Origin of the sequence: Streptomyces sp. NPDC006385, assembly GCF_040612485.1 — a bacterium.
Lineage (GTDB): Bacteria > Actinomycetota > Actinomycetes > Streptomycetales > Streptomycetaceae > Streptomyces.
In genome coordinates this window covers 1-21,392 of record NZ_JBEXQG010000109.1, presented here as the reverse complement: position 1 = coordinate 21,392, position 21,392 = coordinate 1, and the positions used below count along the sequence as shown (strand labels likewise).

The following is a 21,392-nucleotide window of genomic DNA, read 5'->3' as shown; positions in this document are numbered from 1 at the left end:
GCCCGGTTACATTCCGAACCCGGAAGCTAAGCCTTACAGCGCCGATGGTACTGCAGGGGGGACCCTGTGGGAGAGTAGGACACCGCCGAACAATTTTTAAGAAAAGGCCCACACCTTATGGTGTGGGCCTTTTCGCGTTTCAGGACGGCTTTACCAGTCCCGTGTCGTACGCCAGAATCACCGCCTGAATTCGGTCCCGTGAGGCCGTCTTCGCGAGGACGCGGCCCACGTGCGTCTTCACCGTCGACTCGGCCAGGTGGAGACGTGCGGCTATCTCGGTGTTCGTCCAGCCCTTGCCGATCACCGTGAGGATTTCGAGTTCGCGATCGGTGAGGGCGGTCAGGCGGGCGTCCAGAGCTGTGGTGCCGGAGCCGCCTGCGAGGTCGGGCGTCGGCAGGCGGTGGGCGTAGGCGTCGAGGAGGCGGCGGGTCAGGCTGGGGGCGACCACCGCGTCGCCCGTGGCCACGGCGCGGATGCCGGAGAGGAGTTCCTCCGGCTGGGCGTCCTTGACCAGGAAGCCGGAGGCGCCCGCGCGGAGACCGGCGTAGGCGTACTCGTCGAGGTCGAAGGTGGTCAGGATCAGGACCCGGGTGCGGTCGCCGGCGGCGGTGATGCGGCGGGTGGCCTCGATGCCGTCCAGGCCGGGCATGCGGACGTCCATCAGGACCACGTCGGGATGCAGTTCCGCGGCCATGCGGACCGCTTCGCTGCCGTCGGACGCTTCGCCCAGCACCGTCATGTCGTCCTGGCTCTCCAGGAGCATCCGGAAGCCGAAGCGTTGGAGGGGCTGGTCGTCGGTGATGAGGACGGTGGTCACTGCGGGGTTTCCTCCGGGAGGTGCAGGTGGACGCGCCAGCCCTGTTCGGGGTGGGGGCGTGGGCCGGCCTCAAGTGTGCCGCCGTACAGGGACGTTCGCTCGCGCATTCCCGGGAGGCCGCGGCCGCCGGTGGTGGGTGCGGGGCGGCCGGGGGCTGTGCTGCCGGTGTCGGTCACTGTCGCGGTGACGGCGCCCTTCTCCTCGTAGGAGAGGTGGATGTGCGCGGTCGTGGCGGGGCCGCCGTGTTTGAGTGCGTTGGTGAGGGCCTCCTGGATCACGCGGTAGACGGTGAGCTGGCGGCCAGGGGAGAGGCTCGGGGTGCCGTGGATGGTGGTGCGGACGCGGAGGCCCGCGGCGCGTACGCCGTCGAGGAGCTGGTCGAGGTCGGTGAGGGTGGGCTGGGGGGTCAGTTCGGGATGGGCTTCGGTGGGGTGGTCCTCCTCGCGGAGCACGTCGAGCAGGCGGCGCAGTTCGCCGAGGGCCTGGCGGCTGGTGGTGCCGATGGCCTGCAGGGCCTGGGCGGCACGTTCGGGGGACTTGGCGGCCGCGTACTGGCCGCCGTCGGCCAAGCCGGTGATGACGGAGAGGTTGTGGCCGATGATGTCGTGCATCTCGCGGGCGATGCGGGCGCGTTCGGCCGCGGCGGCGAGCTGGGCCTGCTGGTCGCGTTCGATCTCCAGGCGGCGGGCGCGGTCCTCCAGGGCCTTGGTGTGGTCGCGGCGGGTGCGGACGGTGATGCCGATGGCGGCCGCCACCGCGATGGACATCAGCACGGGGACGATGTCCTTGTCGGGGGTCCCCTGCGGGTGGCGGGCGGCCAGCACCGACACGGGCGTGGTGATCAGGGCCGTCGCCCACCACAGGTGGTGCGTACGGCGGCGCAGGGCGATGTGGTAGACGACGAGCAGTTGGAGCAGGAACGCCTGGAGGGCGATGCCTGTCCAGGCGTTGACCAGGGCGAACGGGGCTATGACGAGGAGTACGGCGCGGGGGTGGGTGCGTCGGAGGAGGAGGGGGACGGACAGGCCGAGGCTCAGGGTGAGGACCAGCCAGCCGGGGTTGTCGCGGTCGCGGGCCACGTTGAGCCAGCCGCCGCCGTAGTAGTCGATCAGGGCCGCCGTCACCCAGAAGCCGGTGAGGTGCAGGTCCCAGACGAGCGGGTGGCGTCGGTCGAAGGCGCGTACCCGCCGGCTGATGCGCTGGAGGTGCTCCGTGAGGGGTTCCGTCGTTCGCTCTTGCGTGGCCTGATCTTCCGTCACGTCCTCCATCGTGCGGGTTCCCGTGCCGGCCGGGACAGGACCGGGGGCACTATTCCGGGTGAGCGATGTCGTACCCGGGTACTACGGTGGCCGTCATGAGCACCATGAGCCCCGGGGCCTACGTCATCCGGTCGATACGTGCCGACGAGTGGCCCGCCGCAAAGGAGTTGCGGCTCGCCGCGCTGCGGGATCCGGTCGCGCCGCTCGCCTTTCTGGAGACCTACGAGGAGGCCCTGGCCCGGCCCGACTCGTTCTGGCAGGAGCGGGCCGCCGGTGCCTGTGAGGGGGCGCACGGGGCGCAGCAGATCATCGCCGAGCGGCCGGACGGAGTGTGGGTCGGGACCTTGACCGTGCTGGTCGAGGAGCCGGGGACGACCGACTGGGCCGGGTTTCCGGTGGAGCGGAAGCAGGGGCATGTCGTCGGTGTGTTCGTGCGGCCCGAGGAGCGGGGGAGCGGGCTGACCGAGGTTCTCTTCGACGCCGGGCTGGAGTGGGCGTGGTCGCGGGGCGCCGATCGGGCGCGGCTGATCGTGCACGAGGAGAACGAGCGGGCGCAGCGGTTCTACCGGAAGGTGGGGTTCGTGCCGAGCGGGGTAACCGTGTCGTTGGGCGAGGGCTCGGGGGAGGTCGAGTGGGAGTTCGTGCTCGAGCGGCCGTGACGGGTCGGGCGGCCGTGACGGGTCGGGTGGGGCGCCCTGCGGGCAACGCGTCGGGTCACACGGGGAGTTCGTCGTGCGGCCAGCGGGAGCGGGCCTGTTCCCGGGACCGGAGCAGGGCCAGGGTCGGCATGCCCCGGTCCGCTCCGGTGGCCAGCAGCTCCGGGAGCTGGGGAAGCGGAGCCACGGCGGCGACGTCGTCCAGGACGAGCGTCAGTGGTGGGTCGAGGCGACCGGAGGATGACCGTTCGGCCATGCGCCGGCCGCGCTCGACCACGCTTGCGGCGAGGGCCGTCAGGAGTGGCATGGCGCCCGGGTTGGCGCGGGGGTCCTCGATGGATTCACCCACCACATAAAGCGTGCCCCCTTCGTGGACGAAGGAATCCAAGGCGAGGGCATCAGTTCGGTTTGGAGTGCACGCCTCGCGGATGTTGACCGTGAGGAGGGCCGAGAGGGCCCTGCTGGTCAGCTCCTGGGCCATGTCACGGCGTTCGGGGTGGGCGGTGAGGGCGGCTTCGAGCTCGCCTGCCGCGCCTGGGGCCGCCTTGGGGTTCGTGCGGAGGGTTCGTACGGCGTCCTGGACCTGGGTGCCCTGGGACCAGCGGTGGACGTGGCGCATCGTGCGGCCGTCGATGGCGGCGGCGTGGAGGTAGCTGCGGAGGAGTGTCTCGGCGGTGTCGCTGACCGCTTGGTCGAGGCGGGAGGTGGGGCGGACCGGGGTCAGGAGTGCGGTGGCCCTGGAGGCCGCTGTCTGCTTTTCCTCGCAGCCTGTGGTGGGGGACCAGTGGAGGCGGGCGGGGGTGTCGCAGAGGTGGGTGGGGTCGTAGAGGTGGACCGGGCCGAGCTTGGACCTGGCGTCTTTGGTCTGCTGCCAGAGGGCTGCGTTCGAGGTGACTACGAGGGTGGGGCCCGCCGCGTCGTGGATCGCGTGGGTCGCGGTCGTCTGGCGGCTTTCCCTGGGAGCTACGAGGATCTTCTCCCATCCGCCCAGCTGTTCGGCAGGCAACGGGCTGTGGGTGTGGGGCTGGGCTTGTGGCACCGCCGCCTCGCTGAGATCCGTGTGGTCCCTGTGGTCCGTGTGGTTCGTGTGGTTCGTGTGGTCCGTGTGCTTCCTGTGCTCCGTGGCCGTCGTCGGCTGCGGCTCCGCTCTCGGTGCCGGGACGTCGGCCGTGGTGGGGGCCAGTGCCGGTGCCTGTGTCGATGCAGATGCCGGGGGCCTGGCAGCCCCCGGTTCGTCCGCACCGCCCGTTTTCCCCGCCCGCCGAGCCGCCCTGACCGCTCGCCATCGGGCCACCGTCCCCAGCACGAACACGGTGAGGACGATCAGGACCATCAGCTGGCCGATGAACAGGCCCCAGAAGAGGCCGTATCCCGACAACTGGCCCGCCCGTGCGTTCGGCCAGGCGCCGGGGATGTCGTGGGGCTGCTCGATCAGGTGGCGCATGGCCAGGGGGGTGCGGGTGAAGGTGACGCCGGTCGGCCAGGAGCCGTGCGTGAACCAGGCCGCCAGGCCCGTCGCCGTCCACACCAGCAGGGTCATGCCGAGGAGGAAGGCGAGTATGCCGATCAGCAGGCCGTCGGGGATGCCTCCCTGGGCGTCCCGGCGGTCGCGGTGGTCGCGGTGGTCCTGGCGGTTCAGGTGTGCACGGCGGTCGTCCGGTCTCAACTCTTCTCCCTACGCCACCGTCGATTCGGAGTCGCCGAGGTGTTGTTCCACGAAGGCCGCCGCGCGTTCCTCCGCCTCCAGTTCGGCGGCGCGCAGGGCGTCGTCGGACAGGTGGTCGCTCGACGATTCGGTCATCGCGCGGTCGGTGAAGACCAGCGGGCGTTCGGTCTCGGTGACCAGGTGTTTGACGACCTGGACGTTGCCGTTGACGTCCCACACTGCGATGCCGGGGGTGAGGCTGGGGATGATCTCCACGGCCCAGCGCGGCAGGCCCAGGACCCGGCCCGTCGCTCTCGCTTCGTCGGCCTTCTGGGCGTAGATCGTCCTGGTCGACGCCATCTTCAGGATCGCGGCCGCCTCCTTCGCCGCCGCGCCGTCGACGACGTCCGAGAGGTGGTGGACGACGGCTACGAAGGACAGGCCGAGCCGGCGGCCGAACTTCAGCAGGCGCTGGAAAAGCTGGGCCACGAACGGGCTGTTGATGATGTGCCAGGCCTCCTCGACCAGGAAGATGCGCTTCTTCCGGTCGGGGCGGATCCAGGTGTGCTCCAGCCAAACGCCGACGATCGCCATCAGGATCGGCATGGCGATGGAGTTGCGGTCGATGTGGGACAAATCGAACACAATGAGCGGTGCGTCGAGGTCGATGCCGACCGTCGTCGGGCCGTCGAACATGCCCCTGAGGTCACCGTCGACCAGACGGTCCAGCACCAGCGCCACGTCCAGGCCCCACGCCCGTACGTCGTCTATGGCGACGTTCATCGCCTCCGCCGACTCCGGCTCGGGGTGCCGTAGCTGCTCGACGATGTCGGTGAGGACCGGCTGGCGTTCGACGATGGTCTCGTTGACGTAGGCGTGCGCGACCTTCAGCGCGAAGCCCGAGCGCTCGTCGAGGCCGTGGCCCATCGCGACCTCGATGATCGTGCGGAGCAGGGCGAGCTGACCCGTCGTCGTGATCGACGGGTCGAGGGGGTTGAGCCGGATGCCGTGGTCCAGGGCTGCCATCGGGTCGAGGCGGATGGGAGTTATCCCCAGCTCCTGCGCGATGAGGTTCCATTCGCCAACGCCGTCCTCGCCCTGGGCGTCGAGGACGACGACCTGGCGGTCGCGGAAGCGCAGCTGGCGCAGGACGTAGGTCTTCTCCAGGGCCGACTTGCCGTTGCCGGACTCGCCGAGGACCAACCAGTGCGGGGCGGGGAGCTGCTGGCCGTAGAGCTGGAAGGGGTCGTAGATGTAGCCCTTCCCGGAGTACACCTCGCGGCCGATGATGACGCCCGAGTCGCCGAGGCCGGGTGCGGCGGTCGGGAGGTAGACCGCCTGCGCCTGGCCCGTCGACGTGCGCACCGGCGGCCGGGTCGTCTCGACCTTCCCGAAGAGGAAGGACGTGAAGGCGTCGGTGAGGACGGACAGCGGGTCCCGCATCAGGTCCTACCTCCGAATGCCGGTGGCGAAGGGGAGTGTGTTGACGAATGCCCGGTGGTGCTCGCGGTCGCACCATTCCAGCTTCAGATACGACTTTCCGGCCGACGCCCGGATGGTCCGCTTGTCGCGGGCCAGGGCCTCGGGGGTGCGGGAGGAGACGGTGATGTAGCCGACCAGGTTGACGCCGGCGGCGCCGCTGGCGAGGTCTTCGCCGCGCTGGTCGAGGCGGTTGTGGGCGGCGATGTCCCGGGGGTCGACGGTGCGGTTCATCTTGGCGGCGCGGCTCGCCTCCGCCTCGTCGTTGGTCTTCTCGGTCAGCATGCGCTCGATGGCGACCTCGGTGGGTTCGAGGTCCATCGTGACGGCGACCGTGCGGATGACGTCCGGGGTGTGGACGAGCAGGGGCGCCAGGAAGTTGACGCCGACCGGGGTCATCGGCCACTCCTTCACCCAGGCCGTGGCGTGGCACCAGGGGGCGCGGGTGGAGGACTCGCGCGTCTTCGCCTGGAGGAACGTCGGCTCCATGGCGTCCAGTTCGGCCGGCCAGGCGTTGCGCTTCGTCATCGCCTGGATGTGGTCGATCGGGTGGTCCGGGTCGTACATGGAGTGGATGAGCGAGGCGAGCCGGCCCTGGCCGAGCGGCTGGCGGACGCGGATGTCGGCCTCCTGGAGGCGCGAGCAGATGTCGGTGAGCTCGCGGGCCATGACGACGGCGAGGCCGGCGTCCCGGTCGACCTTGCCGCCGTGCGCGCGGGCCGCCCGGGCCATGGCCAGGGCCTCGGCGGCCAGTTCGCGCGTGTAGTGCATGCAGGCGACGAGGTACGCGCGGTGCTGCTCGCTGCTCGTCGACACCATGGACTGGAGTTGGTCGTACGACTGCTGCAGCCATCCCGGGGCGCGGTCGTCGCCGCGTACGGCGACGTCCTTGGCGTGGGCGTCGGGGTCGGCGGGGAGGGTGCGGGCGAGCATCTGGAGGCGGGTGACGAAGCCGTCGCCGTTGGCCACGTGCTTGAGGAGGGTGCCGAAGCGGTCGACGAGGGCTTCCTGGTCCTCGGAGTCGCGCAGACCGACGCCGGGCCCCTCGATCTCGATCGCGGCGGTCACCGTGCGGCGGTCGGCGTGCAGGAGCACGGCGATCTCGTCCGGTCCGAAGGGCGCGGCGAGCCAGGTGATGCGGCCGATGCCGGGGGGCGGGCCGACCTCGACCTCGCGCCCGTCGATGCGCGTACCGGCCTCGATGGCGCCGGAGCGGTAGGTCGTGCCCTGGCGGAGGGTGCGCTTGTAGCTGCGGTTGATCTCGAACCACTTGTAGAAGGTCCGGTGCTTGTACGGCACGTAGACCGCGGCCAGCGCGAGCATCGGGAAGCCCATGAGCAGCACGATGCGCAGGGACAGGACGGGGACGAGGAGGCCGCACATCATGCCGAGGAACGCGCCCGCGATGATCAGCGCGATCTCGCCGGTCTCGCGGTTGCGGCCGACGATCGCGTTCGGCCGGGCGCGGCCGATCAGATACGTACGGCGGGGCGTGACCGGATGGGACACGTGGGACTCGGTCGTCAACGCCCGTCACCTCCTGTGCTGTTGCTGTTACGGGTGTTGCTGGCGTGGGGGGTGTTCACCGGGCTGCTCGAACGGGGTGCGGGTGCGGCGGAGGGGACAGATCCGCCGCCTCCGTTCGAGGAGCGCGAGCTGTGTGCGGCGACGCCGCCGGAGGCGGGGTTGGAGGGGCGGGAGCCGCCGCTGTTGCTGTCCGCGCGGGTGCTGTGGGTCTTGATGCCCTGGGCGACGAGGGTCGCCGGGGAGCTGATGACCGCGGCGGCCTTGCCTTCGGCGCCCCGCATCATGCGGTTGTTGCGGGAGCCGGCGATCTCGTCGCCGAAGCCGGGGACGAAGCGGTAGATCATCGCGCTGGCGAAGATGGCGAGCAGGATGATGGCCAGTCCGGAGACGACGGCGGAGAAGGCGTTCGGGCCGTCGTCGGCGGACAGTGCGCCGGCGAGGCCGAGGACGATGACGATGACCGGCTTGACCAGGATGACGGCGATCATGATGCCGGCCCAGCGGCGGACGTGGCCCCACAGGTTCTTGTCGACCAGGCCGGCGTAGACGACGGTGCCGAGGAGGGCGCCGACGTAGAGCAGGGCGGCACGGATGACGAGCTCCAGCCAGAGGACGCCGGCGGCGAGGATGCTGACCAGGGAGACGACGATCAGCATGATCGGGCCGCCGCCGATGTCCTCGCCCTTCTCCAGGGCGCCGGAGAAGGTACCGAAGAACGTGTCCGTCTGGTTGCCGGTCGTCTTCGCGAGGACCTCGGTGATGCCGTCGGTCGCCGATACGACGGTGTAGAGGATCAGCGGGGTGAACGCCGACGCCAGCACCGTGAGCCAGAGGAAGCCGATCGCCTCGGAGATGGCGGTGGTGAGGGGGACGCCTCGGACGGCTCGCTTGGCCACGGCCAGGAGCCACAGGAGGAGCGTGAGGATCGTCGACGCCGCGAAGACGACCGCGTACTGCTGGAGGAACTTGGTGTTGGTGAAGTCGACGGTCGCGGTCTCCTGCACGGCCTCGCTCAGCTTGTCCACGGTCCAGGCGGCGGCTTCCGCGCAGCCCTTGGCGAGGGAGGAGAGGGGGTCGAGGGTGGAGGTGGGGTCGGTGAGGGAGGGGGTGTCGCCGGAGCGGGTGGAGCCGCCGTTGTCTTTTTCGCAGTAGTCCTTGGCGGGGCCACGGATGAGGTCGCAGGGGTTGTTGCTCCCCGACGGCGTGGGTGAGGGGGTCGGGGCGGCGACGGCGCGGGTGGCCAGCAGTACGGCCGTGGCCTGTACGACGGCGAAGGCCCCGGTGACCTTGAGGAAGCGGCGGCTAGCGCGCATACGTGAACCCTCCGTACTCCTCGACGGCCTTCGTCATGTCGTCGGCAGTGGAGGCCCGCTGGTCCCGCCCCACCGGCACGGGCCCGTCCTTCTGCTGGAAGTCGGTGACTTTCCAGTCGTTGTCGACCCACGTCAGCTGGTAGGTCGTGGTGTACCAGCTCTCGGACACCGGGTTGGTCGAACCGTCGCCGGAGAGGCCGAAGAGGGACGTGTACCAGACCTCGACCGTGGCGGCGCTCGAGCTGAACGACGTGGCTTTGGTGCCCACGGGGATGACCCGGGAGACGAAGGTCTGGCCCGCTGGTGCGGCACCGTCCTTGTCGAGGCCGATGTTCGACAGGAACCCCTCGCTGGAGTAGGCGTTGTCCAGTTCCGCCTGCCGGCGGGCGGCGATGTCGGGGGCGTAGACCATGTCCACGATCTCGTGCCGTCTGGCGGTGTTGAACATCTCCGCCGACCCCAGGGCTACGGAGTAGTTCGCCGCCGCGCTCTGCGCCCCCTGCGCATCCCGCGCGAACCCCGCCGGAATCCCCCCGGCCTTCCCCGCCACCGGACGGGCCCCGCTGGCTGCCGTGGTCGACGAAGTCGGCTGGTTCTCGTCCCCCGTGTCGGAGGCGGAGTCGTCGCCTCCGCGGTTCGCGAAGGCGATCGCGGCGATGAGGAGGACCACCACGCCGACCACGGTGACCAGGCTCCGGGACGACGTGCGGCCGCCCCGCCGCGCGCCCCCGTACACGTCACCGCCGCTCTCGGGCAGCCGTGTCCTGGTCTGACCGGTGCCTCCGTAACCGCCGGAGGACTCCCGTTCGTCTCCGAGACTCATGCCGCGTACGCCCCCTCGACGTCGGACGGAAACACGTAGGAGTACGACGGTAGCCGTGCTGGTTCCCGCGTGGGCGCGGTGTGGTGACTCGACATCAGGGAAACGCAACCTCAGCCGGTTGGGCACGACGGGCGGGTGGGGGACTAGGGGGACCGGGCGTGCCCGGAGCGGACGGAGGGATCGAGGAGAGGGGAGTCGACGGAACGGCTACACGGCCATGCCGTACACGATGGTGAACAGCGTGCCCAGTGAGCCGATGATGAAGACGCCCGTCAGACCGGCGATGATCAGACCCTTGCCCTGCTCGGCGCTGAACGTGTCACGCAGCGCCGTGGCACCGATGCGCTGTTTGGCCGCGCCCCAGATGGCGATGCCGAGGCAGATCAGGATGGCCACCGCCATCACGACCTCGATCATCACCTTCGCCTCGTTGCCCAGGCTGCCGAAGGGGCCCCAGTCCGGAGCGATCCCGCCGATGATGGTGTTGATGTCGCCCTTATCGGCCGCAAAGAGCATGTAAGTCACCGCCCCTGTTGGGTAGTTCCGCAGTCCCCTGCGCTGCGCAGAGGCCAGGCATCATTCTCGCCGACATTGTCGCCGTCGTATGTCGACTTGGCGTCATTGATGGGCGGGATTCGTACGAATACCTCGTACGGTCACTCTGTGTATCACGGCAGGTCACGCCGGGCAATGAGGCCTGAGCGGAACCTGTCGTGTGGTTCTGTCGTTAGCCCTCTTCCCGCCGGGTGCCGTTTCTGACGGCCGGTCGGGTGAGTGGTCGCGCCGGTGTTCTGCGGGTGAAGGCTATCCCGGCAGGGCGAACGGGCCGAGGTGGGGTGCCGTGGGCCGTTGGTGGAAGGGCTGGTGACGGTGAGTCAGTCCGTGGGGCTCGGGGTGGCCGTCATCGGGGCTTCAGGCCGTGCAGCAGGTGGTGGACCAGTCCCTGCACGCCCGCCAGGGCTGCTTCTGGGGGCAGCCAGCCGGCGGTGATGAAGGCGGACATGCCGTGCAGGGCGGCGCCGGTGACGAGGTTGAGTTCTTCGGGGTCGCCCTTGATGATCTCGCCGCGTTCCTGGGCGTCCGCGAGGACCCGTTCGAGGCCGCCGACCGTGCGGTCCACAGCCGCCGCCATCTGCTCGGACGCGCCGGGGTCGTGCTTGCGGGCGTACATGAGCTCCAGGAGCTCGGTGTTGTCGATGGCGAAGCGGAGGTAGGCCCGGGCCAGGGCGGTGAGGCGCGGCTCCAGGGGGAGCGCGGGGTCGTCGGCCGTGCTCAGCGACTGGGCGAGCCGCTCGTACCCGGCCAGGGCCAGGGCGTTGAGCAGGGCCTGCTTGTCCTTGAAGTGCCGGCCGGGGGCGGCGTGGCTGACGCCGACCTCGCGGGCCAGTTCGCGGAGCGAGAGGGAGGCGGCGCCCTTCTCACGCAGGGTGCGTTCCGCTGCCGCGAGCAGGGCGGCGCGCAGGTCTCCGTGGTGGTAGGGGCGGCTCTCGGGCATGTGGACCATCGTAGCTTGATGTTGGCGGTGCCATCTTTGTTGGCGCCGCCATCATTGTTGTCATTGACAGCATTGTTGGCGACGTCTACATTCGGGGTATGGCTGAGAAGAAGACGACCAAGATGGCCGAACAGACATGGGACGCGACGAGCCTCCCCGACCTCGCCGGCCGCACCGCCGTCGTCACCGGCGCCAACAGCGGTATCGGGCTCAGGGCGGCGGACGGGCTGGCGCGAGCGGGTGCGCACGTCGTGTTCGCCGTACGGGATCCGGAGCGAGGCCGGGCGGCGGCCGCGACGGTGAACGGCAGCACGGAGGTGCGGCGCCTGGACCTGGCCGATCTGTCGTCCGTGCGGGAGTTCGCGGACGCGTGGCAGGGGCGGCCGCTGGACCTGCTGATCAACAACGCCGGCGTGATGATGCTGCCGCAGCAGCGGACGGCGGACGGCTTCGAGATGCAGTTCGGCACGAACCATCTGGGTCACTTCGCGCTGACGAACCTGCTCCTGCCGTACGTCACCGACCGGGTCGTGACGTTGTCGTCCGGTGCCCACCGCTGGTTCGGCGCGAGGATCCGTTTCGAGGACCTGAACTGGACGTCCGGCTACGACCCGAACCGCGCCTACGCCCAGTCGAAGCTGGCGAACCTCATGTTCACACTGGAACTGCAGCGCCGCCTGACGGAGTCCGGCTCCCCGGTCCGCGCCCTGGCCGCGCACCCCGGCTATGCCGCCACCAACCTGCAGAGCCATGCGGGCAGTGCGGTGATGCGCGGGTTCATGAAGATCGGCAACAGGTTCTTCGCCCAGGACGACAGGGCGGGCGCGCTGCCCACGTTGTACGCCGCGACGCAGGACCTGCCCGGCGCGAGCTACGTCGGACCTGACGGGTTCGGTGAGATGCGCGGTGGGCCGACGCTGGTGGGGCGGACTGCGGCGGCGAGCGATGCGGCGCAGGCGCGGCGGTTGTGGGCGGTGTCGGAGGAACTGACGGGCGTGAGCTGGCCGTTGGGGGCGGGGGCCGGAGCGGGGGAGCGGGTGGCGGGCGAGCGTTAGTGCGCGCCCAGCCGCCCCCTCACGCGTACCCGTCCGGCGGTCGGCTCACGACTCCGGCTGAGTCACCGTAAGAGCCCACCGGATGTTGTCCGCCGAAGCGTCGACGCCGATCGTGAAGGACCCGCCACGGACCACGCCGGGATCCATGGTCACGGAGCCCACCCCGGCCTCGCCGGCCGGACAGTCGACCGAGAACGCGGCGATCTCCGTCGCCTGCGACATCGTCACCCGCACATCGCCGCCGCCCTCGCAGGCCACCGTGAGCACGGTCGGCAGACGATCCCAGGCGCCACCGGACGCGACACCGCCGTCTCCCGTGTACTCCTCCACCCACACCAGACCCTCCGGGCCGGGATGGGGCAGCAGGACACCGGTCGACGCGGCGGCGGGCGCCGCCCCCAGGCCGGTGAGTGCGCAGGCCGCCAGTGCCGTCATGGCCAGGGCACGGCTGGTTCGTGTCACGTTGGTTCCCCCCTGAAAGAGCGTGGGTGTTCGGTCAGTTGATCGGTCGTGGCACAGTCTGCCGTGACGGATGACCTTGTGCCTGAGTATGCGTACTCAGGGGGAGCCCACCCGGACGACGAGTCCCGCGACCAGGATCCCGAGCGCTGAGGGTGGCGCAGTCCCCACCCCTGTCCGGGCGGCGGCAGTGTCTCGTGAAGATGCGTGAACAGGGCGGTGGGTTCCCGGTCAGAGCAGTGATCATCCGCATAGGCAAAGGGTTTGTAAAGGTGCGCCGGAGGGTGTCAGGGTTCGTTGCCGATCACCTCCGTGACCAGGAGGTGCAGCACCAACTACAGGGGAATTAATGCGCACTACTGTCATGCGCCGTATATCTCTGGCCGGCATCGCCGCTGTCACCAGCACGGCCCTGCTCGCCACTGTGGCTCCCGCCGCCATGGCCGCCGACAGCACCCGCACCGAGGCCGTGGGGCTGGCCGCCGCGAGCGAATCGACGGCGCCGGCTCTCACCGCGGAGCAGCGGAAGTTCATCGAGGACGAGATGGGCGCGGAGGCCCTCTCCGAGATCTCCAAGGCCATGAGCCAGCAGTCCGCTGGGCGCCAGACCCGGGCGTTCCCCATCGCGGCGGTCGCCATCGGCGCTGCGGCATGGTGTGCGAGGGGGGCCCTGGCCAGCATCCCCACGTCGGTGCTCAGCGACATCGCCGCCGGCAAGGCCTCCAGCAAGAAGACCTACGTGCGGAACGCCATCATCGGCTGCCTCGGCGGCGAGATCGGCGGCTGGGCCTGGAAGGTCCTTCCGGGCTGGGTCAAGAACAAGGCCGTCAACATGGTCATCGCCTTCATCATCAAGTACGTCCGCTAGGGTCACCCGGCACTACGAGACCCAGAGGTACCCATGGCCTACATGTTCATCTTCGGCTGCTTCTGCGTGCTGGGTGTGGCCAGCCTGCTGGCGGCACGTGTCGGATACCGGGGCGAGGTCTGCAACAAGTCCGTCGGGTACGACGTCCCGGCGCAGGTGAAGGCCGATCCCGCGCTCAGGAAGCGGGCCAATCAGTTGGTGGCTTTCTGGTGCACCGGAGCGGCGGTGCTCAGCGTGGCTCCGCTCGTGCCGATCGGCAGCGTCATCCTGAGCGGCGGCGGTAAGTCGGTGTCGACCTGGGGGCTGGTGGTCTTCGCTCTCTACGGTATGGCCGTGGTGATCGTAGGGGCCTACCCGTTCGAGAAGATCAAGCACCTTGGCGGTGACTGAACAGTAGTGCCGACGTCGTGACGCAGCCCTCGGGGACGGACATGATCCGGTTTCGAGGGCTGCGTCGCGGTCATTCCTCCGCCACGCCCGCCACGCTCGCCACAAAGTGGTCGAACTCGCCTGCCTGGACGCCGAGCACGAAGGCGTCCCACTTGCGGCGGTTGGTGGTGACCACGTTGTCCGGATCGCTGGTCTCGCGAAGGTAGACGGGGGCGTCGCCGTCGTCCCCCTCGCCGAAGGCGATCTCGATCCAGGGGCCCGGGCCGGTTGCCTCGGGTGGGGCGGCGCGTTCCCAGGTGAGGTTCGGGGGGATCTCAGCCATGGGCGGATTTCTTTTTGAGGGTGGTGAGGAGGGCGGTGAAGGCGGCCGGGGTGACGTTGAGTATGGCTCCGGTGGGGTCGCTGCTTTCGGTGAGATGGATCGTTTCGGTGGTGGTGGCGACGTGGACGCAGGAGTTGCCTTCGCTGCAGTAGGAGGACTTCTGCCAGGTCATGGATTCCTCACAGCTCTCGCATCAGGTTGTGGACAAGGGATCGGGTCTCGTCCGGGCTCAGCGCCACGGCGTCGATTCGTTCGAAGAGTGTTCGATACTTGTGTAGCTGGCCTTCTGCATCGAGAAAAGCGACGCCGTGGGACTGGTCGAGCTGCACGGTGTCCAGTTGCGGTACCGGGCCGTACGCGTAGTAGATCGACTGTCCGGATCCCGGGTAGGCGCCGGCGTCGAAGGTGATGGCGCGAAGGGTGATGTGGTCGCGCTCGCTCATGTCGAGCAGGTATTGCAGCTGCTGTCGGGCGATCGAAGGCCCGCCGACCTTCATACGCAGGGCCGCCTCGTGAACGATGGCCTCGTATGGGGTGGGGTTTTCCTCGCGGTAGAGGACCGCCTGCCGCTTGATGCGGAAGGAGAGGCGGTGCTCGATATCGGGTGGCGGCAGTTCGGTGACTGCCTGACGGAAGATTTCGAGGGCGTACTCGCGTGTCTGGAGCAGGCCGGGGATACGGGCCGTGGTGGCGGCGAGCAACGACTGGGCGTGATGCTCCAGTTCGGCGAGGTCGAGGAGTGAGCTGGGCAGGAGTTCCCGGTACTGCTCCCACCAGCCGCGTGTGCGCTCGGAGGTCATGTCGCTGAGCGCATCGACGAGAGGCTTGTCGGAGCAGTCGTAATGGCAGGCGATCGTGCGCACCCGCTCTGCGCTCACGCCTACGCGACCGGCCTCCATGTTGCTGACCTGTGCCTGCTTGATGCCGAGGAGTTGACCGGCCTCGGTGGAACTCAAGCCTGCACGCTCGCGCAGTTTGCGCAGCTCTGCGCCGAAGCGGAGCTGGCGACCCGTCGGGTTTCTCACGGCCTTGCCGCCTCCTTGCTGTCACTCACACGGGTGGCAGTGAAGGGGATGTCTGCATTTCGGTGAATACCTTCACTCAGTGCCGCTACCTTACAACTGGGCCCCTCACTCAGAAGTGCACCGCCCGACGGGGCGGCACCGCCACTGGGTCACCCCCCAACTCCCCATCGTGATCGGAGACTTCCATGGCCACCGTATCCCCGCCCTGGGCCTACACCCTCCAACTCCCGCGCGATCCACGTGCGCCGGGGATCGCCCGCTCAACCCTCCGCACCGTCCTGGCCGCCCACGGCCTCACCGACGTCACCCCCACCGCCGAACTCCTGGCCGCCGAACTCCTCGCCAACGCCCACCGTCACACCGCCGGCCCCTACGCCCTCCGCGTCCGCCCGATGGGGCCCGGCCGCCTGCGGGTCGCCGTATGGGACACGGACCCGAGGGTCCCGCCCGGGTTCCCTGCCGAGGGTGACCCCGTGGGCCTGCCCCCGTACAGCGCGGAGCACGGTCGCGGCCTGCATCTCGTGCGGGCTTGCGCCGACGCGACCGGAGTGTCCGTGTTGCGGGAGCCGGGGGCTTCGGGGGGCGGGAAGTTGCTGTGGGCCGAGTGTCAGAGGGGTGGCCTACTGTGATGGATCGTATGCGAAGCGTGAAAGGGGGATGGTGTCGTGGCGAAGGTTGAGCAGCGGGTCAGGAGGGCGGCTCGCACGTGCGGGGAGCAAGGCGCGGAAGAGGGGGAGGGCGCACAGTACGGTGGATTCGACGCCGAGCGGGATGTCGGACCTCCCACCGAGCCCGCGCGCGCGGTCGAAGACACCGATGGGGCGGAAGGACGGAGGCGGCGAGCGATGTCCGTGCCACCGGGCGCCCGGCCCGAACCGCGTCCCCATCCGGGGTATCTGCGACGCATCGCCGAGAAGGTCGAGGCAGAGACGGGTCTGCGGGTGCAGATCGTGGGAGGGAAGCTCGTGATGTCCCCTACTCCGCGTGGGAAACACGCGGGCGTGGTGAAGCGGGTACGGCGCCGACTTGAGAGCGCGGCTCTGCCCGAGGGGCTGGACGTATATGAAGTGTCCTCCATCGGCCTGCCCGAAGACCCGGACGACTACGTCACGCCGGACCTGATCGTCCTGCCCCAGGAATGGGAGGAGGACGAGAACTGGCTGGCCGACCCCGAGGACGCCGCGCTGGCCGTCGAAGTGCTCTCCCCGTCCGAGAAGTCCCGCGAGATCAGGGACAAGGCCGACTGGTACGCCGTGGCCCGGGTCCCCGTCCTCCTTGTCGTCGACCCGCGCAAGGGCACCTGGACCCTGCACACCCGTCCGGACAACGGGGCTTATCGGGACGTACTCCCGGGCAAGTTCGGGGAATCCGTGCGGTTGCCCGGCCCGCTGGACATCGAGATCGCCACCGACGATCTCCCCGGGTACGGCGCTCAGCCGCACGGCGTCTGACGCTTCTCTCACCTTCGTCGGCCACAGTGGCCCCGATGAAGCGCACCGCCCGGACCAGGACCTCCGCCACCCCCCGCACCGCCCACACCTTCCGTCTCTCCCTGTACGCCGCCAGCCTCCTCCTCGCTCTCACATCGGCCTCCGCCGCGTCCGCCGACGCCGGTGCCGGCCCCTTCGGGGTGACCGCCGTGGCCGCGGCGACGGCGCGGACCGCGCGGGTCGGTGCCCTGTTCGCGGCCGACCGTCGCGCCCACCTCCGGGGCGGCCACTTCTGCACCGCGTCCGTCGTGCACAGCTCGCACCGGAATCTCATCGTCACCGCCGCCCATTGCCTGGACGGGAGGGCGGACGAGCTCGTGTTCGTGCCCGGGTACCGGGACGGCGAGGCTCCGTACGGGGTGTGGAAGGTGGGGAGGTGGCTGCTGCCGGAGGGGTGGGCGAAGGGGCGGGCCGAGGACAGTGACGTGGCCTTCGGGGTCGTGGCGGAGCGGGGTGGGGAAGGTGTCGAGGAGGCGGTCGGTGGCAATCGGTTCGCGGCGGGCACGGCCACCGGTGCCACGGCCGTGACCGTCACCGGGTACACCAACTCCCGGGAGGTTCCCATCAGTTGTACCGACAAGCCGGTTCTTCGCGGCCGTACGCAGCAGCGCATCGCCTGTCCCGGCTTCAGCGGAGGGACCAGCGGAAGCCCTTGGGTCACCGGGGACGGGGCGGTCGTCGGGGTGCTGGGCGGGCACGACGGGGGCGGGGCCACGGCGGACGTGTCGTTCAGTGTGGTGTTCGGGGCGGAGGCGGCCGGGCTGTATCAGGAAGCGGAACGGGTTGCCCCGTCGAACTGACCTCTGCGGCAAGGGCGGTTCGGTGGACGCACTGACGACGGTGCGTCACGCCGTACCCGCGAGACCATTGGTTGTACCGGCTTCCGGCTGGGAAGCTCCTAGACTGGCGCGGGACTCCCGGCGGGCGAGGGGCGGTTGACGGTGCGTAAGGCATGGATCGTGGCGGGTGCCGCTGTCGCGGCGGGACTCAGCTTCGTGATGCTGCTCGTCGTGGGGGTCTACGTCGTCGCCGGGAACCTCGCGGGATCGGTGGGCGGCGCGGCCAAGACGCTCGCCAAGGGGGCCGTGCCGGCCGCCTACGCGGACCTCGTGCGCAAGTGGGGCAATCTGTGCCCCGCGATCAACCCCGCGCTGCTCGCGGCCCAGCTCTACCAGGAGAGCGGCTTCAACCCGAACGCCAAGAGCCCCGCGGCGGCGCAGGGCATCGCCCAGTTCATCCCGGGGACCTGGGCCACGCACGGGATCGACGGTGACGGGGACGGCGACCGCGACGTATGGGATCCGAATGACGCGATTCCGTCGGCCGCGAAGTACGACTGCACGCTCGCCTCGTACGTGAAGGACGTGCCCGGCGACCCGACGAAGAACATGCTCGCGTCCTACAACGCGGGGGCGTACGCGGTCATCAGGTACGGGGGTGTGCCGCCGTACAAGGAGACCCAGAACTACGTGAAGACGATCACGACTCTGGAGGAGAGCTTCGCCGCGCCCGTCAGCCGGGTGGATCCCAGCAAGCAGGCCGCCGGCGCCATCTCCTACGCCCAGAAGAAGCTCGGCACGCTCTACCTCTGGGGCGGTGACGGTACCGCTGAGGACGGTGGGCGGTTCGACTGTTCGGGGCTGACCAAGGCCGCGTACGAGAGTGTCGGGATCACGTTGCCGCGGGTCGCCAACGACCAGTGGAACGCGGGGCCGCATCCGGACCGGGACGAGCTGCTGCCCGGGGATCTGGTGTTCTTCTCGGACGACCTCAACAACTCCCGCGCCATCCGGCATGTGGGCATTTATGTCGGTGGCGGGTACATGATCGACGCGCCCAGAACGGGTGCTGTGATCCGGTTCGACCCGATCGACACCCCCGACTACTTCGGGGCGACCCGGGTCACCGAGGATGGCGCGAAAGCGCTGCCCACCACGGTGTAGACGGAGCGTGAACCCTCCCCCTGAGCTGCGGTGATGGGTCTCTCTTCGATAACGTCTGAGTGATCATTCAGTGGAGTGTGGAACGTATCAACAGGAGCCGTGCGTTCCTGGTGTCGTAGCCGGATCTACAACCACGGGGGTGGCGGAGCGGCGTACGCAAGATGCGCCGGAGAGATGAAGGGGCCGCGGCAACATGGCTGGACTCGCAGAATCCGGGTCGAACCCCGACGTCGAGCTGCTCTACGACATCAATGGCCTGGCCAAGGACGCCCCCGGGTGGTTCGACCGGGTCATGGCGTACGTCGGTGAGTACGGTCTGCTGCTCGCCTTGGTCCTGCTCGGCGTGTGGTGCTGGTGGTCCGTGCGGCGGCGGGGCGCGGACGACGCCGCCTCGTCGGTGGCCGCGCTCGTGTGGGCGCCGCTGGCCGCCGGGGTCGCGGTGCTCGTGAACGTTCCGATACGAGGGTTCGTCGAGCGGCCCCGGCCCTTCAACGACCACCACGGGCTGGAAGTCCTGGTGACCGGCAAGACCGACTACTCGTTCGTGAGTGATCACGCGACGATCGCCATGGCCCTGGGCGTCGGACTGTTCGTCGCCAACCGGAAGTTCGGCCTGATCGGGATCGGGCTCGCCCTTCTCGAAGGGTTCTGCCGGGTCTACATGGGCGTGCACTATCCGACCGACGTCGTCGGCGGGTTCGCGCTCGGCACGGCCGTCGCGCTGCTGCTGTCGCCGCTGGCCATGGCCCTGCTGACGCCGGTGATGCGCGCCATTGAGCGCTCGCCGCGGGGCGGGTGGCTGATCAGAGCGCGGGGAGCGTCGCGGGCGGACGGGCAGGGCGCGGTCATTCCGGGGGCTCGCAAGGAGACCGCGGGGGCGGAGGAGCGGGACCTGGCCGCCTAGTGGCGGCCCGTTGCCCCTCGGCCGTTGCCCGTTGCTTCTCGGCCGTCGGCCGTCGGCCGTCGCGCGTCGGCCGTCGTCTCTCGTCCGTTGTCCGCTACAGCGCCTGCGGGTGGGTGAAGAACCGCTCCGGGTCGTACTGCTTCTTCAGCCTCGTCAGGCGCGTCGCCGCGTCCCCGTAGTACGCCTTGCGCCAGTCCGTGAGGGCCGGGTCGGAGTAGTTCTGGTACGCGGCGCCCGAGGCGTACGGACGCATCGCGTCGTGGGCCGACTTCAGCCAGGCCTGGGACGCGGTGCCCGTCGTGCCGGCACGCCAGGAGCCGATGTACTGGGCCAGCATGCGGGAGCGGCGGTGGACGAAGGCCGTCGCGGTGGGGGCGACGCGGTTGACGGCTCCGCCGAGGGCCGTGAGGGCGATGCTGCCGGAGCCGCCGCGGACCGCCTCGACCTGCTTCATCAGGGTCTGGATGCCCGCGGATGACAGCGAGCGGTCGAAGAAGTCCGACTTCGCCGCGTACGTCTCGCGGCCCAGCGCACCCTGCGGGGAGCGGCCCGGGGTGGAGCCGGGCAGGTGGCACTGCGCGTCCGTGGTGAAGGACGAGCAGCCCGCGTAGAGCTCCATCGACTCCTCGTACGAGCGGCGCCTGAGGGCGGCGCTGGTCGCGGGACCGGGGCCGCCGGGGCCGTCGGCCAGGCGGTCCACGGCGTTCTGGAGCTCGCCGTAGGTGCCCAGGGAGAACGCGGCGACGGAGATGGTGGGGGTGCCGCCGACGTGGTTCGACATGCTCAGGGCCGACCAGATCTCGTCGGGCTGGGTCGGACCCCACTCCTGCCATGCCTTGATGACCGCGGCCGCCTTCGACCAGGGCCAGGTCAGGTACGCCGTGACGGCCTGGGGGGCGGGGTGGGTCCGGAACCGCAGTTCCGTCACGACGCCGAAGTTGCCGTTGCCGGCGCCGCGCAGGGCCCAGAAGAGGTCCTTGTGGGTGGTGGCGTCGGCGGTGAGCTGCTTGCCGTCCGCCGTGATCAGGGTGGCCTGGGTGAGGCTGTCGCAGGTCAGGCCGTAGGCGCGGGAGGTCACGCCGTGGCCGCCGCCGAGGGTGAGGCCGGAGACGCCCACGGTGGGGCAGGAGCCGGCGGGGATGGTGACGCCCTTGGCGGCGAGGGCGCGGTAGACGTCGATGAGTTTGGCGCCGGCGCCGATCACCGCGGTGTTGCCGGAGGCCCGGACGCGGTTGAGCTTGGAGACGTCGATGATCAGGCGGTTGGTGCCGGAGGACCAGCCGCCGTAGGAGTGGCCGCCGTTGCGGATGGCCACGTGGAGGTGGTGGGCCCGGGCGTAGGCGAGCGTGGTGCGGATGTCGTCGGGGTGGGCGACGTAGGCGACCGCGGCGGGCTTCAGGGCGTCGAAGCGGGTGTTGTAGAGCTGGTGGGCGGACTTCCAGTCGGCGTCGCCCGGGCGTATGAGGGAGCCGTCGAGGTCTCGGGCCAGGGCGGTCCAGTTGGCGGGGGCGGTGACAGGGGGGCGGGAGGAGGCGGCGGTGGTGCGCTTGGGGGATGTCTGGGTGCGGGTGGCTGAGCCTGAGGTGGTGGCCGTGCTGTTGTCGCAGGCGGTTGCTGCCAGGGCGGTGAGGGCTGCTGCGCTGCCGCCGATGAAGGTACGCCGTTCCATGTCGCCTCCTGTGGGGTTACGTGGAACGAGACGGGGTGGTGGGGGTCGGGGTTCCATGGTCCGGGGGTCGCGTCCGGGTGCGGCCTGGGAGGATTCTCGCCCCCGCCGCCCCTACCCGTCCCATCCTGAAGGGGCGCTGCCCCTTCGACCCCGGCGGTCCCTGGGGTCGTCGAGGGCCTGCCGCCACGGGCGGCGGTCGACATCTACGCCCTCGCCACGGTGCTGTACGAGCTGCTGGCGGGCTTCACGCCGT

General features: G+C 69.8%; 23 protein-coding genes and 1 rRNA gene. 10 read left to right on the top strand and 14 right to left on the bottom strand.

The features are described from left to right. Positions 1–91 (top strand): 5S ribosomal RNA (rrf, locus tag ABZ078_RS41555); the annotation flags it as partial. Positions 92–139: 48 nt separating this feature from the next. On the opposite strand, the gene ABZ078_RS41550 is transcribed toward rrf, so the two are convergent. Both ABZ078_RS41550 and ABZ078_RS41545 read right to left on the bottom strand, forming a co-directional pair. Further along, complete coding sequence (locus tag ABZ078_RS41550) at positions 140–817, bottom strand: response regulator transcription factor (RefSeq protein WP_356583728.1); 678 nt, start codon at positions 815–817, stop codon at positions 140–142. Next, positions 814–2,085, bottom strand: coding sequence for a histidine kinase (locus ABZ078_RS41545; RefSeq protein ID WP_356583727.1), 1,272 nt, complete (start codon positions 2,083–2,085; stop codon positions 814–816). The genes ABZ078_RS41550 and ABZ078_RS41545 overlap by 4 nt, the downstream gene beginning before the upstream one ends. A gap of 86 nt (positions 2,086–2,171) precedes the next feature. Here ABZ078_RS41545 and ABZ078_RS41540 point away from each other — a divergent pair, with 86 nt between their 5' ends. Next, positions 2,172–2,735 (top strand): GNAT family N-acetyltransferase, encoded by a 564-nt coding sequence (locus ABZ078_RS41540; protein ID WP_356583726.1) that lies wholly within the window; start codon positions 2,172–2,174, stop codon positions 2,733–2,735. Between the two features lie 55 nt (positions 2,736–2,790). On the opposite strand, the gene ABZ078_RS41535 is transcribed toward ABZ078_RS41540, so the two are convergent. From ABZ078_RS41535 to ABZ078_RS41505, 7 genes are all read right to left on the bottom strand, one after another. Further along, the gene (locus ABZ078_RS41535; protein ID WP_356583729.1) at positions 2,791–4,272 is read right to left on the bottom strand and encodes a type IV secretory system conjugative DNA transfer family protein; all 1,482 of its coding nucleotides are present in this window, start codon (positions 4,270–4,272) and stop codon (positions 2,791–2,793) included. A gap of 135 nt (positions 4,273–4,407) precedes the next feature. Beyond that, positions 4,408–5,820 (bottom strand): ATP-binding protein, encoded by a 1,413-nt coding sequence (locus ABZ078_RS41530; protein WP_356583725.1) that lies wholly within the window; start codon positions 5,818–5,820, stop codon positions 4,408–4,410. A gap of 6 nt (positions 5,821–5,826) precedes the next feature. After that, complete coding sequence (locus ABZ078_RS41525) at positions 5,827–7,383, bottom strand: SCO6880 family protein (protein WP_356583724.1); 1,557 nt, start codon at positions 7,381–7,383, stop codon at positions 5,827–5,829. Then, positions 7,380–8,696, bottom strand: coding sequence for a hypothetical protein (locus ABZ078_RS41520; protein ID WP_356583723.1), 1,317 nt, complete (start codon positions 8,694–8,696; stop codon positions 7,380–7,382). Before ABZ078_RS41520 ends, ABZ078_RS41525 begins: the two co-directional genes overlap by 4 nt. Further along, the gene (locus ABZ078_RS41515) at positions 8,686–9,519 is read right to left on the bottom strand and encodes a hypothetical protein (protein WP_356583722.1); all 834 of its coding nucleotides are present in this window, start codon (positions 9,517–9,519) and stop codon (positions 8,686–8,688) included. The genes ABZ078_RS41520 and ABZ078_RS41515 overlap by 11 nt, the downstream gene beginning before the upstream one ends. A gap of 207 nt (positions 9,520–9,726) precedes the next feature. Then, positions 9,727–10,035: a hypothetical protein gene (locus ABZ078_RS41510; RefSeq protein ID WP_004000049.1), complete on the bottom strand. Its 309-nt coding sequence runs from the start codon at positions 10,033–10,035 to the stop codon at positions 9,727–9,729. A gap of 385 nt (positions 10,036–10,420) precedes the next feature. Next, positions 10,421–11,023, bottom strand: a complete 603-nt coding sequence (locus tag ABZ078_RS41505) for a TetR/AcrR family transcriptional regulator (RefSeq protein ID WP_356583721.1) — start codon at positions 11,021–11,023, stop codon at positions 10,421–10,423. A gap of 89 nt (positions 11,024–11,112) precedes the next feature. On the opposite strand from ABZ078_RS41505, the gene ABZ078_RS41500 reads away from it, so the two are divergent. Continuing rightward, a complete protein-coding gene (locus tag ABZ078_RS41500; protein ID WP_356583720.1) occupies positions 11,113–12,069 on the top strand; it encodes an oxidoreductase in 957 nt (318 codons plus the stop codon). 45 nt (positions 12,070–12,114) lie between these two features. On the opposite strand, the gene ABZ078_RS41495 is transcribed toward ABZ078_RS41500, so the two are convergent. Continuing rightward, positions 12,115–12,531, bottom strand: coding sequence for a hypothetical protein (locus ABZ078_RS41495; RefSeq protein ID WP_356583719.1), 417 nt, complete (start codon positions 12,529–12,531; stop codon positions 12,115–12,117). 361 nt (positions 12,532–12,892) lie between these two features. Here ABZ078_RS41495 and ABZ078_RS41490 point away from each other — a divergent pair, with 361 nt between their 5' ends. Together ABZ078_RS41490 and ABZ078_RS41485 are read left to right on the top strand one after the other, a co-directional pair. Further along, positions 12,893–13,396 (top strand): hypothetical protein, encoded by a 504-nt coding sequence (locus ABZ078_RS41490; protein WP_356583718.1) that lies wholly within the window; start codon positions 12,893–12,895, stop codon positions 13,394–13,396. 33 nt (positions 13,397–13,429) lie between these two features. Next, the gene (locus tag ABZ078_RS41485; RefSeq protein ID WP_356583717.1) at positions 13,430–13,786 is read left to right on the top strand and encodes a hypothetical protein; all 357 of its coding nucleotides are present in this window, start codon (positions 13,430–13,432) and stop codon (positions 13,784–13,786) included. Positions 13,787–13,856: 70 nt separating this feature from the next. Here the strand turns inward: ABZ078_RS41485 and ABZ078_RS41480 are convergent, their stop codons facing one another. The 3 genes from ABZ078_RS41480 to ABZ078_RS41470 are packed head-to-tail and all read right to left on the bottom strand — an operon-like array spanning position 13,857 to position 15,133. Next, positions 13,857–14,108 carry a DUF397 domain-containing protein gene (locus tag ABZ078_RS41480; RefSeq protein ID WP_356583716.1) on the bottom strand — a complete coding sequence of 84 codons (252 nt, stop codon included), beginning with the start codon at positions 14,106–14,108 and terminating at the stop codon, positions 13,857–13,859. Then, the gene (locus ABZ078_RS41475; protein ID WP_356583715.1) at positions 14,101–14,280 is read right to left on the bottom strand and encodes a DUF397 domain-containing protein; all 180 of its coding nucleotides are present in this window, start codon (positions 14,278–14,280) and stop codon (positions 14,101–14,103) included. Before ABZ078_RS41475 ends, ABZ078_RS41480 begins: the two co-directional genes overlap by 8 nt. A 7-nt stretch (positions 14,281–14,287) precedes the next feature. Further along, positions 14,288–15,133, bottom strand: coding sequence for a helix-turn-helix transcriptional regulator (locus tag ABZ078_RS41470; protein ID WP_356583714.1), 846 nt, complete (start codon positions 15,131–15,133; stop codon positions 14,288–14,290). 185 nt (positions 15,134–15,318) lie between these two features. Here ABZ078_RS41470 and ABZ078_RS41465 point away from each other — a divergent pair, with 185 nt between their 5' ends. The 5 genes from ABZ078_RS41465 (at position 15,319) to ABZ078_RS41445 (ending at position 19,470) form a co-directional block, all read left to right on the top strand. After that, positions 15,319–15,762: an ATP-binding protein gene (locus ABZ078_RS41465; RefSeq protein WP_356583713.1), complete on the top strand. Its 444-nt coding sequence runs from the start codon at positions 15,319–15,321 to the stop codon at positions 15,760–15,762. Positions 15,763–15,978: 216 nt separating this feature from the next. Next, positions 15,979–16,584 (top strand): Uma2 family endonuclease, encoded by a 606-nt coding sequence (locus ABZ078_RS41460; RefSeq protein ID WP_356583712.1) that lies wholly within the window; start codon positions 15,979–15,981, stop codon positions 16,582–16,584. A gap of 35 nt (positions 16,585–16,619) precedes the next feature. After that, positions 16,620–17,423, top strand: coding sequence for a trypsin-like peptidase domain-containing protein (locus tag ABZ078_RS41455; protein WP_356583711.1), 804 nt, complete (start codon positions 16,620–16,622; stop codon positions 17,421–17,423). A gap of 135 nt (positions 17,424–17,558) precedes the next feature. Next, positions 17,559–18,566 (top strand): NlpC/P60 family protein, encoded by a 1,008-nt coding sequence (locus ABZ078_RS41450; RefSeq protein WP_356583710.1) that lies wholly within the window; start codon positions 17,559–17,561, stop codon positions 18,564–18,566. Between the two features lie 193 nt (positions 18,567–18,759). Then, positions 18,760–19,470, top strand: a complete 711-nt coding sequence (locus ABZ078_RS41445) for a phosphatase PAP2 family protein (RefSeq protein WP_356583709.1) — start codon at positions 18,760–18,762, stop codon at positions 19,468–19,470. Positions 19,471–19,564: 94 nt separating this feature from the next. On the opposite strand, the gene ABZ078_RS41440 is transcribed toward ABZ078_RS41445, so the two are convergent. Beyond that, positions 19,565–21,139: an FAD-binding oxidoreductase gene (locus ABZ078_RS41440; protein ID WP_356583708.1), complete on the bottom strand. Its 1,575-nt coding sequence runs from the start codon at positions 21,137–21,139 to the stop codon at positions 19,565–19,567. Between the last annotated feature and the right edge of the window lie 253 nt (positions 21,140–21,392).

Coding starts and splice junctions, on each gene's coding strand:
- ABZ078_RS41465 (WP_356583713.1), top strand. CDS start 15,319: ATGGCCACCGTATCCCCGCCCTGGGCCTACACCCTCCAACTCCCGCGC.
- ABZ078_RS41480 (WP_356583716.1), bottom strand. CDS start 14,108: ATGGCTGAGATCCCCCCGAACCTCACCTGGGAACGCGCCGCCCCACCC.
- ABZ078_RS41515 (WP_356583722.1), bottom strand. CDS start 9,519: ATGAGTCTCGGAGACGAACGGGAGTCCTCCGGCGGTTACGGAGGCACC.
- ABZ078_RS41535 (WP_356583729.1), bottom strand. CDS start 4,272: ATGACCCTGCTGGTGTGGACGGCGACGGGCCTGGCGGCCTGGTTCACG.
- ABZ078_RS41505 (WP_356583721.1), bottom strand. CDS start 11,023: ATGGTCCACATGCCCGAGAGCCGCCCCTACCACCACGGAGACCTGCGC.
- ABZ078_RS41540 (WP_356583726.1), top strand. CDS start 2,172: ATGAGCACCATGAGCCCCGGGGCCTACGTCATCCGGTCGATACGTGCC.
- ABZ078_RS41455 (WP_356583711.1), top strand. CDS start 16,620: ATGAAGCGCACCGCCCGGACCAGGACCTCCGCCACCCCCCGCACCGCC.
- ABZ078_RS41440 (WP_356583708.1), bottom strand. CDS start 21,139: ATGGAACGGCGTACCTTCATCGGCGGCAGCGCAGCAGCCCTCACCGCC.
- ABZ078_RS41475 (WP_356583715.1), bottom strand. CDS start 14,280: ATGACCTGGCAGAAGTCCTCCTACTGCAGCGAAGGCAACTCCTGCGTC.
- ABZ078_RS41485 (WP_356583717.1), top strand. CDS start 13,430: ATGGCCTACATGTTCATCTTCGGCTGCTTCTGCGTGCTGGGTGTGGCC.
- ABZ078_RS41545 (WP_356583727.1), bottom strand. CDS start 2,085: ATGGAGGACGTGACGGAAGATCAGGCCACGCAAGAGCGAACGACGGAA.
- ABZ078_RS41530 (WP_356583725.1), bottom strand. CDS start 5,820: ATGCGGGACCCGCTGTCCGTCCTCACCGACGCCTTCACGTCCTTCCTC.
- ABZ078_RS41490 (WP_356583718.1), top strand. CDS start 12,893: ATGCGCCGTATATCTCTGGCCGGCATCGCCGCTGTCACCAGCACGGCC.
- ABZ078_RS41460 (WP_356583712.1), top strand. CDS start 15,979: ATGTCCGTGCCACCGGGCGCCCGGCCCGAACCGCGTCCCCATCCGGGG.
- ABZ078_RS41445 (WP_356583709.1), top strand. CDS start 18,760: ATGGCTGGACTCGCAGAATCCGGGTCGAACCCCGACGTCGAGCTGCTC.
- ABZ078_RS41500 (WP_356583720.1), top strand. CDS start 11,113: ATGGCTGAGAAGAAGACGACCAAGATGGCCGAACAGACATGGGACGCG.
- ABZ078_RS41510 (WP_004000049.1), bottom strand. CDS start 10,035: ATGCTCTTTGCGGCCGATAAGGGCGACATCAACACCATCATCGGCGGG.
- ABZ078_RS41520 (WP_356583723.1), bottom strand. CDS start 8,696: ATGCGCGCTAGCCGCCGCTTCCTCAAGGTCACCGGGGCCTTCGCCGTC.